This window comes from Flavobacterium sp. 83 (assembly GCF_000744835.1).
Taxonomy (GTDB): Bacteria; Bacteroidota; Bacteroidia; order Flavobacteriales; family Flavobacteriaceae; genus Flavobacterium.
Genome location: NZ_JQMS01000001.1, coordinates 1,994,728 through 2,008,748, shown reverse-complemented (window position 1 = coordinate 2,008,748; position 14,021 = coordinate 1,994,728). Strand labels below are relative to the sequence as shown.

Sequence of the window (14,021 nt, the reverse complement as noted above, 5' to 3'; positions counted from 1 at the left end):
AAATATATTAAAAATAAAGTTTTATTGAAATTAATTGTAAAAAAAATAAAAATTCATAAATTATAGAAAACACCAAATTCAATATTAGTAGTATTAAAACCTAAGTTTGGACTGTTTAAACCTGCATTAGAAACATGTCGAAAACTTGGCCTAATTTCAAAAATAAATTTGTTAATTTCTAAGTCAATACCGACAGCCAAAGTATTTGATAAAGCAAACCCTTTAGCCAAACGTTCTGTTTCTACATCAGATATCAATGGACCAGTACTTCCTAAAATAAAAATACTAAGCGTATTAGAAATGGGTTTCCTTATGATAATACCTAAATTCAAAATGTATTGACTGATACTATTAATTCTGGAATAATATTCTCTTTTAATCAAATAATCAGGATCATTTGATGTAATAAAAAAAGGATTAATAAGTTTGTGTTGACCCAAATTAATCTCTGGCTCAACTACTAATTCCCATGTACATCTTTTAGTTTTTTTAATTACATAACCAACATGTATTTTATAAAACTGATTATCAAAAGTGTAGTTCTTATTTTTAAATTCATGTCCAAAACCATACAAAAAACCCATCATTAAATCATTCTTATTTTTTTGGGAAAAAGAAGTATGAAATAAAAATAACAACAGTATAAAAAGTATTTTCCTACACATAATCAATTCATTTAAAAGAGATTAAACTAAATACTAATAAATAAAATTAACTATTATAGTTGAATAAATGCTACTATTTATCACAAAAAAAGATCCAACTTTCGCTGGATCTTTTTTTTAAAATATGATTAAAATAAATCTTAAACTTCTGAATGCTGTTTTTCGATTAATTTTTTATCTTCTCTTGAGATCGTATCTACCAATACTGGTGTAGCGATAAACAATGAAGAATATGTTCCTACAATAATACCTACTAACATTGCAAAGATGAATCCTCTGATTGATTCTCCTCCAAAAATAAACATGATTAATAATACACCAATCATAGTCAATGAAGTATTAATTGTTCTGGACATTGTTGAATTAATTGATTTATTTACAATTTCCCCAAAATTACCTTTAGTTTTTCCGTCTAAGAATTCACGAACCCTGTCAAATACAATAACGGTATCATTCATAGAATATCCAATAACAGTAAGAATCGCAGCAATAAAATGTTGATCGATTTCCATACCGAAAGGCATAAATTTATAACACAATGAGTAAATACCTAATACGAAGATAACATCATGCGCAACAGCAGCAATCGCCCCTAGACCATATTGCCATTTTCTGAAACTGATAAACAAATATAAAAATACAATTAGCATAGCTCCAAGAACAGCCCAATATGCATTCGTTTTAATATCTTCTGCTACAGTTGGCCCTACTTTTGAAGCTTGTAAAATACCTAATTTTTTTCCTTCATAAGCATTTACAAATTTATCATATGTTAAACCTGCAGAGAAATGTACTTTTAAATTATCATACAATAACTTATTTACTTCTTCATCAGCTTGAGTTCCGTGTTCTTGTACTTTATATTTTGTCGTAATTTTTAATTGGTTATCATTACCAAATATTTTTACTTCAGCACTTCCTTCAAATACTTTTGCTAATTCTGCTTTTACAATTTCAGCGCTAACTGGTTTTTCAAAACGTACTTGAAAAGTCCTACCTCCTACAAAATCAACACCTTGATCTAAACCATTTGTAAATAAAGAAACAAAACTAATAATAACTACAATTGTAGAAAAAGCATACGTCCATTTTTTTACACCTAAGAAATCAAAATGGAAATTAGTAAAGAAATTTTTAGAGAAATTAGTAACAAATGACAAATCATTTTTACCAGCAATATTCTTGTCTATAAAAATTCTTGCAATAAAGATTGAAGTAAATAATGAAGTTATAATACCAATTAATAATGTTGTAGCAAAACCTTTGATTGGTCCTGAACCAAAAATAAACAATACTGTACCAATTAAAATGTGTGTAACGTTTGCATCTACAATAGAACGCATAGCGCCTTTCCAACTGTATGAAGCAATAACAGCTTCTCCCAATGTTTTTCCAGCTCGTAATTCTTCTTTTGCTCTTTCATAAATAATGATATTCGCATCAACTGCAGTACCCATCGTTAAAACGATACCTGCAATACCAGGCAATGTTAATACAGCACCTAAACTTGCTAAAATTCCAAATAAGAATAGTAAGTTAACTGCTAAAGCAATATTAGCATACCAACCTGCTTTTCCATAATAAACGATCATCCAAAGTGACACTAAAAGCAATCCTACAAGTGCAGAAGTTGTTCCATTATCAATAGCCTCTTGACCTAAGGATGGCCCTACAACTTCTGATTGAACAATATCTGCAGCAGCTGGTAATTTACCTGCTCTTAAAACATTAGCTAAATCTTTAGTTTCTGTAACATCAAAAGTTCCTGAAATTTCAGATCTGCCTCCTGCAATTGGACCACTGGAAACACCCGGAGCAGAATAAACAATATCATCAAGTACAATAGCAATGTTGCTTTTTTGTGTATAAGCTCTACCAGTTAACTCTTCCCAAGCTTTAGCACCTTGGTTATTCATTTGCATAGAAACAGCTGGTTTGCCTAATTGATCAAAAGTATCTTTTGCATCAGTCACAACACTACCACCCATTGAAGGTACATTATCTCTATTCCCTTTTAACGCATATAATTCAACTGCATCAATGTCTTTTGCCTTAGCATCTTTAATAGTAGTTGGTTTACCCCATACAAATTTTGCATAACGTTGGTCACCTGCTAATAAAACTCTGATATCTGCTCTTTTGAAATATCCGTTAACTACAGCAGTATCTTTTGGTGAAAAAAGACCTAAAACTGGTCCACCACCTTGACCTATCATTTTATCCAATAAAGGATTATTTCCTTTTTTATTTGCTGCTGAATCTTTTCCGTCTGTTAACAAGGCACTCAAAGAATCTTTTGCAACAGTTTTAACTTCTCCTTTACTGATTTCAGTTTTTTTCAATGACTCATTTGCAGCCATTAAAAAATTACCAATTTCATCAATTTTATACGTTTCCCAAAACTCTAATTGAGCAGTACTTTGTAATAATTTTTTTATTCTATCAACATCTTTAGCACCAGGAAGTTCTACTAAGATTCTTCCAGATTCTCCTAATTTTTGAATATTTGGTTGTGTTACACCAAATTTATCGATACGTTTTCTTAATACACCAAAAGCACTTTCTACAGATTCATCAACTTTTCTTTTGATTACTTTTTGAACTTGTGCATCAGTCATCTGAAAATCTACTCCACCTTCACCTTGCAAACTTCTATTTGCAAAAATATCAGGAGAAGCTAATTTTATAGTTCCTTTTGAATTTGCTTCAAAAGCATCAAAGAACTTATCTAAATACGACTTATTTCCTTGTAAATCTGCAGTAGCATCAGCCAACGATTTATTGAAAACTGGATTTTTTGAATTGTTAGATAATCCTTTCAATATATCTTTAACAGAGATTTGAAGTATTACATTAATACCTCCTTCTAAGTCAAGACCTTTATTAATTTGTTTATCACTTACTTCATTAAAAGTAAAATCAGTAAACCCAAGATTAAATACTTTTTCCTTACCGATAGAATCTAAATATTTAACTTCTTTCTCAGTATTCCCACCAGCAAAAGATTTTGCATCGTTTTTTACTTTGCTTGCGACAAAAGTGAAAGAAAGTTGGTAAATACTTACCAATGCAAATAGAATTGCGAAAAATTTAATAAGTCCTTTATTCTGCATTATTACTAAAAATTAATTATTTTTTATTTATTTATTTTTGCTTTAAACCTTAAAGAGCAAGACTTTCCATCGTTTTTTGGAACCAAAAAAGAACATCAGGAATTACATCATTTTTTTTAAACCGAGCAAATATATAATTAACGTTAAGATTAAGCAATTTATTTATTGATTAATCTCAAAAAAAAGACTGCTAAAGTGCAGTCTTCTCTCTTTTATAATTAAAATATTATACTAAAATTGATTTTAAGGCATCATTCATTTGTCTAACTGCATCAGCACTTTTAGCAAACAATGCTTTTTCTTGCTCATTTAGCGCAATATCAAGAATTTCTTCTACTCCATTTTTACCAATAATACAAGGCACACCTATACAGATATCATTTTGACCATATTCTCCTTCAACAAAAACAGAACAAGCTATCATTTTCTTTTGATCATTCAAAATACTATCAACCAAATAAGCAACTGAAGCTCCAGGAGCATACCAAGCTGACGTCCCTAAAAGACCTGTAAGCGTAGCACCACCTACCATAGTATCAGCAGCTACTTTTTGCAATACTTCTTCCGAAAGAAATTCAGTTACCGGTATTCCATTATAAGATGCTAAACGAGTTAAAGGAATCATAGTCGTATCACCATGTCCGCCTATCACCATTGCCGAAATATCATTTGCAGGTTTGTCTAAAGCTAAAGATAAATACGTTCTAAAACGAGAACTATCTAATGCTCCACCCATCCCTATTATTCTGTTTTTTGGTAATCCAGTAGATTTCAAAGCCAAATAAGTCATTGTATCCATAGGATTAGAAACTACCACTATAATAGTATCCGGAGAATATTTCAATACATTTTCAGCAACCGTTTTCACAATTCCTGCGTTAATACCTATTAGTTCCTCACGAGTCATTCCTGGTTTTCTAGGAATCCCCGATGTAATTACCACTACATCGCTTCCTGATGTTTTAGAATAATCGTTAGTAACACCTGATACTTTGGTATTAAAACCTGTATTTGTAGCACATTGCATAATATCTAAAGCTTTACCTTCAGCAAATCCTTCTCTGATATCCAATAATACTACTTCGCTAGCAATTCCTCTATAAGAAATTACATCTGCACAGGTTGCACCTACATTCCCTGCTCCTACAATGGTAACTTTCATATTTTTATGTTTATTCGGTTATTGTCTAGCCGTTGAATCGATTAAACAAATAACCAAATCAACGAATAAACTTTTTAATTAAGCATCAATATTAGCGTAAACTGCATTTTTCTCAATGAATTCTCTTCTTGGTGGCACTTCGTCTCCCATTAACATCGAGAAAACTCTATCCGCTTCAGCAAGACTGTCAATATTTACTTGACGTAAAGTTCTAAATCCTGGATCCATCGTAGTTTCCCATAATTGCTCTGCATTCATCTCTCCAAGACCTTTATAACGTTGGATTCCTGCGCTTCCGCCCATTCTAGCATTAGCTTGATCACGCTGATCATCATTCCAAGCGTATTCTTTTTTATTTCCTTTTTTAACTAAATACAAAGGTGGCGCAGCAATATATACGTGTCCTTCCTCTATTAATTCTTTCATAAAACGGAAGAAAAACGTCAAAATCAAAGTAGAGATGTGACTACCATCGACATCGGCATCACACATAATAATTACTTTATGGTAACGCAATTTCGAAATATTCAACGCTTTACTGTCTTCTTCTGTTCCAATAGTTACACCAAGTGCCGTAAATATATTTCGGATCTCTTCGTTTTCAAAAACTTTGTGGTGCATTGCTTTCTCAACGTTCAAAATCTTACCACGTAATGGCAAAATCGCTTGAAACGCACGGTCACGACCTTGTTTTGCAGTTCCACCCGCCGAATCTCCCTCGACAAGATATACTTCACATTTTGCAGGATCTTGTTCAGAACAATCAGAAAGTTTTCCTGGCAATCCACCGCCACCCATTACAGTTTTACGTTGCACCATTTCACGCGCTTTTTTGGCTGCGTGACGTGCCTGTGCTGCAAGAATTACTTTTTGAACAATGATACGAGCATCATTTGGATTTTCTTCCAAATAATTTTCAATCATTTCACTCACTGCTTGACTTACCGGCGAAACAACTTCTCTGTTTCCAAGTTTAGTTTTGGTTTGCCCTTCAAATTGCGGTTCAGCAACTTTTACAGAAATAATAGCCGTCAATCCTTCACGAAAGTCATCACCAGAAATATCAAATTTCAGTTTGTCCAACATTCCCGAAGCATCCGCATATTTCTTTAATGATCTAGTAAGACCAGTTCTAAAACCTTGCAAGTGCGTTCCTCCCTCGTGAGTATTGATATTATTTACGTAGGAAAAAATATTTTCGGTATAACTTGTGTTATAAATCAATGCCACCTCAACAGGAATTTCCCCTTTTTCATGATCCATAGAAATTACGTGCGCAATAATTGGCTCGCGGTTTCCATCTAAATAACGGATATATTCTTTTAAACCCTCATCAGAATGAAACACTTCTGACACAAAATTTCCATCTTTATCTAGTTCTCTTTTATCTGTAAATGTAATTGTAATTCCTTTATTCAAGTATGACAATTCACGCATACGAGCTGATAAAGTATCATACGAATATTCAATTGTTTGGGTAAAAATACTTGGATCAGGATAAAAAGTAACGATTGTTCCTCTTTTTGTAGTTTCCCCAATTTGTTTTACTGGATATAACGCTTTTCCTTTTTCATATTCTTGCTCATATACTTTTCCATCACTACTATGAACAGTAGCTCTCAAATGGTTTGACAATGCATTTACCACCGAAACCCCAACACCGTGAAGACCTCCTGAAACTTTATAGGAATCTTTATCAAATTTTCCTCCGGCACCAATTTTGGTCATTACAACCTCCAACGCAGAAACACCTTCTTTTTTATGAATACCTACTGGAATACCACGTCCGTTATCTTCAACAGAAATAGATCCATCTTCATTTATATCAACTATAATCGTATCACAATGACCTCCCATTGCTTCATCGATAGAGTTATCCACCACTTCATAAACTAAATGATGCAATCCTCGAACACCCACATCTCCAATATACATCGATGGACGCATTCTTACGTGCTCCATTCCTTCTAATGCTTGAATACTATCTGCTGAATAATTGTCCTTCTTGATTTCTTCGCTCATATATTTTATTCTAAAAAAAATGTAATTTTTGTCTAACACGCAAATATATAAAAACGCAAATTATATTACCGTTAAAATCACTTTTTAAGCAGTTAAGTTATTAACAAAAAGTGTCAATTTCAATGGCAAAAATCAATTGCAATGTCAATTACAATGGCTATAAAAAAACAAATTTTCAAAACAAACACCGAGATGCCATTATTTAGTAAAATTCAAATCTGAAAAAAGCTTGAATGTATCTGTTGCAGGAAGTATTGTTCTTTATGATAGAGGTCGCAATAAACCTAGGTCGTAAAATTTCAATTTCAAAAAACAATTACAATGACAACATAAAAATAATACTCGTGCTTATTATCTACTTTCTGTAAGAAATTTTCAAATTCAGACAATAAAACAAACGCTATTTTGTTAACTTTGTTAAAGTAACTTCATAAATTCAAAAAAAATACTTACGAACAATTAAACATTAATACATTATAATTAAATTCCTTATTCTTAAAATAATTATGATACATAATTTACTAAAAACAATTCTTTTCGTTTATATATTGTTTTCAAATATTTCAGGATATGCTCAACTAGGATATACTGAAAAACAAATAATAAAAGGTCAGGGAGAATATTTTAACAAGGTAATTAATGATTCTTCAATTATATTATTTTATAATCCTAACTTGAATACTGATTATGGTAAACCTCCACAGGCACTTGCTAATTACCATTTAGATCGTAAAACTGGTAAATGCTATTATATCGTTTACAACTGCCCTAATTTTGTTGCCGATTCTTATTATAAAACACTTAATACGATAGCAGTTAAAATTGACGACCATACTTGGAGTTCTAATGATGATAATTCTATTTATCAATTGAATTTAAACGGAATAATACTAAAAGTTGAACACTGCTATCTTCCGCTAAGATCTACTGTTTCATCAACAAAATTAAATTCTACAATATTATCTTTACAAAACGAGCTCAATAAATACAAAAATGAAAATAAAATTTTAATAGAAACAATAGAATCTTTAAAAGTGCAGCAAAAAGACTTAACTTATATTTCAAAAGATATGACAATATTGACAGCCAAAGGCGCTGAAAATATTGAAAAAGCATTAGAAAGCATAAAAGATAAGGATTTAAAAATATCACGATTACAAGATGCCTTAACGAAAAAGGATAGTATTATGTTATTATACATTAAAGAATTAAAGATGAAATCAGATAAAAAATAATAGGTTACAATATTGATTTTTTTAGAATCTAACTACTAAATTTTTTTTTGATAAAGTTAAGAAACAACAAAAGTGGATTTATATCTCTCGATACAAAAGCACTTTTTAACTTTTCATAGATACTAAACTTAATTCCCTTATAATTTTCACATTCATTTCTTCTATCTTTTTGTAAGAAAAAAAAAGAAAGGATACCGTTAATAAATCTTTGCTAATTCCTGTTTTTTTTTGAAAATCAATAAATCTCAATAATCAATTTTATGGATGACATTAATAATAGAGCACCATTTACTGCGAAGTTTCATTTAAACCTGCCACGAAAGTGGTATTCAAATCATTTTAAATATGAACTTGAACTTTTGACTTCATTCATAAAATTAAGCACCGAAGAAATTAAAGATTCTAAAATCAAATATCTTTACGGTAAAGAAAATATTGAATATGAAATAGGTGAAGATCAAACAGGCATTATAGCACATTATGAAGGAGTTGACGATCAAACATTCGCTTTAGATGACATATTTATTGATTATTTTCCTGATCTAAAAAGAAAATCAAATTTCATTATGATTATTTCACATTTAGAAGATGGTCTTCGTGAACTCTGCAAAGATTTAAGTATTGAATTTTCAGTTAAATTTGAAAACAGGAACAAAAAAGGAATATTTTATGCCATTTTCTTTTTTTTAAAATTAAGGTTAAATTTAGATTTTGATATTGAGAATGATGAAAGTTGGAAAAATTTAATATTGGCATATAAAATTAGAAATAAAATTGCACACCTTACAGAAAGTGAAATTTCAGAAAAAGGATTGAAAAGATTTAAAATTTCTAATGATTTCATTTTTTGTGATGAAACGAATGAAATTTTATTGGGAGAAATTCATAATTTTCTCAATAAGCTTGAATTAGAATTGTTGAAAAAATAAATCAGGCTTTCTAGTTGTTGTTCATCCTATTGATTTAAAAAACTCCACAGTAAAAACTTCTCTTAATTTTTAAACACCAACGAGAAAAAACAAAACAAGTCAAAACAACAAAACCGAGCAATTGCTCGGTTTTGTCTAATAATTTTAAAATTACAATCCCCTTATTTCCTCATAATCTTCACATTCATTTCTTCTACCTTTTTATCCGATAAAAGCGATGGTGCGCCAAATAATAAATCTTCGCTGCTTCCCGTCTTTGGGAAAGCCATTACTTCCCTAATAGATGCTTTTTTCTCTAAAATCATCATCAAACGGTCAATTCCCCAAGCAATTCCTCCGTGTGGTGGTGCACCGTATTGAAACGCTTTGTACATCGTTCCAACACTTTTTATCATTTCTTCTTTATTGTAACCCATATTTCTATAAGTTGCTTCTAAAATCTCCGATTTATGTGCTCGAACTGATCCTCCACCAATTTCGTAACCGTTTAAAATTATATCGTATTGTTGCGCAATAATGGTTCCGATTTCTTCTTCATTACCATTCATATGTTTTTGCAAATCATAAATAGCGGGCATCGAAAAAGGATTGTGTGTAAACGTCCATCTCCCTTCATCCGTTTTTTCAAACATTGGAAAATCAACTACCCAAGCCGGACATAATTCCTTCGGATTAATTAAGTGTAACATTTTACCCAATTCTTGACGAACAGCATCCAATGCTTTGTTAGCCGTAGCATAATCTGCTGCTGAAAAGAATACAATATCACCCACTTGTGCATTGGTAGCCTTTATAATTCCAGCTGCAATTTCTTCACCTAAAAACTTAATAATTGGCGATTGCAATTCGTCTTCATTTACAATAATATAAGCTAATCCACCTAAACCGTGCTGTTGTGCAATAGCGGTAAGGTTTTCGATTTGCCCCTTAGACATACGTTTATTCCCTTGTTCTTTAGCCGAAACCTTGATACATTTCACAATTCCACCCTCTTCAATAGGCTTACTAAATACTTGGAAAGTGGTGTCTTTTACGATAGCGGTAATGTCTTGCATTTTCAAACCATAACGTAAATCAGGTCTGTCACAACCATAGAAATCCATTGCATCTTTATAAGTAATCACTTCAAACGGACGTAAAATCCATTTGTTGCCATATATTTTTTTCACTACTTCATTAAACATTTTTGTGTTTAAATCTATAATTTGTTGCATACAGGCAAATGCCATTTCCATATCCAATTGCGTAAATTCCGGCTGACGATCGCCACGAGAATCTTCATCTCTAAAACAACGCGCAATTTGGAAATACTTTTCGTAACCACTTACCATCAACATCTGTTTAAACTGCTGTGGCGCTTGTGGCAAGGTATAAAACAACCCAGATCCTTTACGTGTAGGAACAATAAATTCACGTGCTCCTTCATCAGTTCCTGCACTTAAAATTGGGGTTTCAATTTCTAAGAATTCTTCTTCATCCAAAATGTCACGCAATAATTTAATTACTTTATGACGGTTTACGATCGCTCTTCGTACTTCTTCATTTCTATGATCCAAGAACTTATATTGAAAACGAATTGCTTCGTTCGTTTTTGCTGCTCTTTTAATCTCAAAAGGCAATGTTTTAGATAAGTTTAAAATCTCTAAAGCCGAAGTTTCCAATTCAATTTTACCGGTACGTAATCCTGCATTATAATCATCTTCATTACGTCCAACAACAATTCCAGTTACTGAAATTACAGATTCTGGTTTCAATTTCACCAACTCATCTATGTTAGGAAATGATTCTCTACTGATTCGTACTTGAAAAATCTCATAACTCGAATCACGCAAATCAATAAACATCAATTCACCGTGATCCCGAACACTAGCAACCCAACCAGACAATACCACTTCTTCTTGGATACTTTCTTCTGATAATTGCGAAATTTTATGTGTTCTATAACTATCTTTTATAATAATAGGAATTTCAGTAAGCGATTCTTCTTGATTTTCTTTATTTTCTGCAACTAGTACTGACAAGTCGCGACTTGTCCCTACAGTATTTTTTTCTAAAATTGCATCAGCTCCTAATTTGTCTAAAATAATTTGGCGAATTACTTTTCCATTGGCACCTTTTCCAATAACACCTAAAACTTTACCAACTAAAATTCCTGCTTTTCCTTGGTCACCTGCTTTAATATCATTGGCAACAGCCTCATTTTCTAAAATTACAGTAGCTATAACTTCCTGGATTTTATCTTCTGAAATAGTATTTTCTGCAAAGTACTTATTGTAGTCAAAAGTTCTATCTTTCAAATAAGCCGTTATCGCATTTTGAACTAAAACTGCCGTGATTTTCTCCGCTTTGAATAATTTGAAAATATCAGTTAAATGAGCAATACTATGAATTTCAGCGTAATCTTCGGCTTTTATATTGTTTGCCAATGTTTTAGCAACAAACGAAGGATCTTTGATTTCATTATTTATTTCTACAAATGTTTGCGAACGCAACTTATCGGCTGTGAAAAATTTAGCATCTTGTGGCAAAACACCACCGTTAATCAAAATAGATTCAACAGCATAAGGCAATGCGCTTGTATCCACTTTAATAGCCTCGATTTCTTTTTTAATATTTACAAAAGGTAAATCGGGTTCCGAAATAAAACGATAATCCGCTTCAAATTCTTTTTTACGCATTACTTTGGTTTGCTTTAAATCAGCATCCCATAATACGGTAGTTTGATCTGGACGAAACTCTTTATTTTCAATAAAATAATTAAACTGTTTTTCTACTTCCTCTTTCAAAGCTTCCACCATAAACTTAAACGAGTTCAAGTTTTTGATTTCAGTTCTTGGATTTAATTCGTAAGAATGCTTTTTGCGCAAAGACACCGAAACATCCGATTTGAATTCTCCTTTTTCCAGATTTGCTTCAGAGATTCCTAAGTTTTGAACAATACGTTGAATATATTGTGCGTAAGTTGAAGCATCTTCAATATTTCTGACACAAGGTTCCGTAACAATTTCGATCAACGGAACACCCGCTTTGTTAAAATCGACTAACGAAATTTTCTTTTCGTGCATCAACTTTGCAGCATCCTCCTCAATATGTACCTGAGTTAAATTCACAGTAAATTGAGTACCATCATTTCGGTAACAAGATACGTGTCCGTCAGGAATTATTGGATTGTGAAATTGTGTTATTTGAATATTTTTGGGATTATCAGGATATTCGTAATGTTTTCTATCCCAGGATATTACTTCATTACTAAATGACGAATCCACCGCTTTTCCAAAATAAATCGCTTTTATAATTGCTTCTTTATTTAAAGCTGGTAAAATACCCATTTGTCCCGTACAAACCGAACAAATATTTTCGTTAGGTGTTTCTATTTCTTGATTTGGACAAGAACAAAACAACTTGGTTTTGGTATTCAATCGAACGTGAGTTTCCAGTCCAATTACCAATTCTAAATCGTGGGCTTTTAAAGCCGCAGTTAATTGCTCCAATTCCATTATATTGTATCTTTTAAGAAGTTTGCGAACTTCAACACTAATTCATCATTGTTTTTTGCTGCTGTAATTTGCAGTCCAGTGCTTGTTCCTTGAGGCACGGTCAAAGTTGGTAATTGCCCTAAACTAAAACCAACCGTATAAGCATCTGACAAATACATCGCCAAAGGATCTTTCAAACTGTCTCCAATTTTAGGCGGAGTGCTTGGTGTAACTGGTGATAAAATAACATCAACTTCCTTAAAATCTTTACTGAAGTTCTCCGAAATTTGATCTCTTAAAGCCAATCCTTTCAAATAGATTTCATCAGAAAAACCTTGAGACAATACCTGGTTTCCTCCTACAATTCTACGCTTTGTTTCTTCCGAAAAGTTTTCAGAACGGGTAACAGCATAAGTATCAATCAAATTCTCCCCTTCAATTCGATTTCCGTAATTTGTTCCGTCTAAACGAGATAAATTAGAAGCTGTTTCCGCCATTGCTAGCGTATAATAAGTCGAAACTAAAATATCCGATTTAAAAAAGTCTAATTCTTTTACTGCAATTCCTTTGGCTTTCAGTTTTTCGATAGTCGCTAAAAAATCAGCTTTTATTTGTGCATCAATAGCGTCACTTTCGATAAAATTTTTAAAATAACCAACTGTTTTTACAGCAGAAGTTGCAATCGCATCTTCATTAATTTCCATTGAAGCGACTGAAGTTTGATCTTTTGGATCTTTTCCACTCATTACATTCAACACAATTCGAATATCTTCAATTGACTTTGCCAAAGGACCAACACAATCTGTAGAGGATGCATAAGCCATAAGACCGTATCGAGAAATTCTTCCGTAAGTTGGTTTTAAACCGTAAATATGGTTGTATCCCGCAGGCTGACGAATAGAACCTCCGGTGTCGCCACCGATAGAAAATACAGTATATTCTTTAGCAACATTAACCGCAGAACCTCCGCTGGAACCTCCGGCAACCAATGTTGGATCGACAGCATTTTTTACAGCACCAAAAATGGTGTTTTCACTAGAAGAACCGTGACCAAAACTATCACAATTTTCTTTTACTAATGGAATAGCGCCTGCATCCAATAATTTTTGAATAGCAGTAGCCGTGTAAGGCGATTTATAATTTTTCAAGAAATCAGAACTTGCAGTAGTGTAAGTTCCTTGCAACATATAAACATCTTTAATTCCGAAAGGAATTCCTTCTAACAAACCTATTGTTTCACCATTTGCAATTTTAGCATCCACTTTAGACGCTAAATCCAAGGCCAAAGTGTCTAACAAAGAATTTACCGTATTATAAGTGTTTTGTTTAAGTAAGTCTAATTTTTCTTGTACCAATGCGGTGCAAGTTATTTGTTTTGACACCAATTGTTGGTGTATTTTTTTTATTTGAGAATCCATT

The 14,021-nt window shown here is 32.2% G+C and carries 8 protein-coding genes and 1 pseudogene; 3 read left to right on the top strand and 6 right to left on the bottom strand.

The genetic code is table 11. The annotated features are described in order from the left end of the window. Positions 1–53 precede the first annotated feature (53 nt). The 4 genes from T410_RS08850 to gyrB form a co-directional block, all read right to left on the bottom strand. Positions 54–665, bottom strand: coding sequence for an acyloxyacyl hydrolase (locus T410_RS08850; RefSeq protein WP_035670681.1), 612 nt, complete (start codon positions 663–665; stop codon positions 54–56). Positions 666–805: 140 nt separating this feature from the next. Next, positions 806–3,778 (bottom strand): protein translocase subunit SecDF, encoded by a 2,973-nt coding sequence (gene secDF / locus T410_RS08845; protein WP_035670679.1) that lies wholly within the window; start codon positions 3,776–3,778, stop codon positions 806–808. 226 nt (positions 3,779–4,004) lie between these two features. Next, positions 4,005–4,940 carry a malate dehydrogenase gene (gene mdh, locus T410_RS08840; RefSeq protein ID WP_035670677.1) on the bottom strand — a complete coding sequence of 312 codons (936 nt, stop codon included), beginning with the start codon at positions 4,938–4,940 and terminating at the stop codon, positions 4,005–4,007. A 78-nt stretch (positions 4,941–5,018) separates the two neighbouring features. Beyond that, a complete protein-coding gene (gene gyrB, locus T410_RS08835) occupies positions 5,019–6,962 on the bottom strand; it encodes a DNA topoisomerase (ATP-hydrolyzing) subunit B (RefSeq protein WP_035670676.1) in 1,944 nt (647 codons plus the stop codon). A 193-nt stretch (positions 6,963–7,155) separates the two neighbouring features. Between gyrB and T410_RS17220 the strand changes: the two are divergent. The 3 genes and pseudogenes from T410_RS17220 to T410_RS08825 all read left to right on the top strand — a co-directional run. Continuing rightward, a pseudogene (locus T410_RS17220) lies at positions 7,156–7,257 on the top strand (TrmH family RNA methyltransferase); the annotation flags it as partial. A gap of 211 nt (positions 7,258–7,468) precedes the next feature. Continuing rightward, entirely contained in the window at positions 7,469–8,197 is a 729-nt protein-coding gene (locus tag T410_RS16470) for a hypothetical protein (protein ID WP_152556944.1), read from the top strand. Positions 8,198–8,457: 260 nt separating this feature from the next. Continuing rightward, positions 8,458–9,126, top strand: a complete 669-nt coding sequence (locus T410_RS08825; RefSeq protein WP_035670675.1) for a hypothetical protein — start codon at positions 8,458–8,460, stop codon at positions 9,124–9,126. A 161-nt stretch (positions 9,127–9,287) separates the two neighbouring features. Here T410_RS08825 and gatB/aspS read toward each other — a convergent pair whose 3' ends face one another. Then, positions 9,288–12,623, bottom strand: coding sequence for a bifunctional amidotransferase subunit GatB/aspartate--tRNA ligase AspS (gene gatB/aspS / locus T410_RS08820; protein WP_035670674.1), 3,336 nt, complete (start codon positions 12,621–12,623; stop codon positions 9,288–9,290). Continuing rightward, positions 12,623–14,020, bottom strand: a complete 1,398-nt coding sequence (locus T410_RS08815) for an amidase (RefSeq protein WP_035670672.1) — start codon at positions 14,018–14,020, stop codon at positions 12,623–12,625. Before T410_RS08815 ends, gatB/aspS begins: the two co-directional genes overlap by 1 nt. Between the last annotated feature and the right edge of the window lies 1 nt (position 14,021).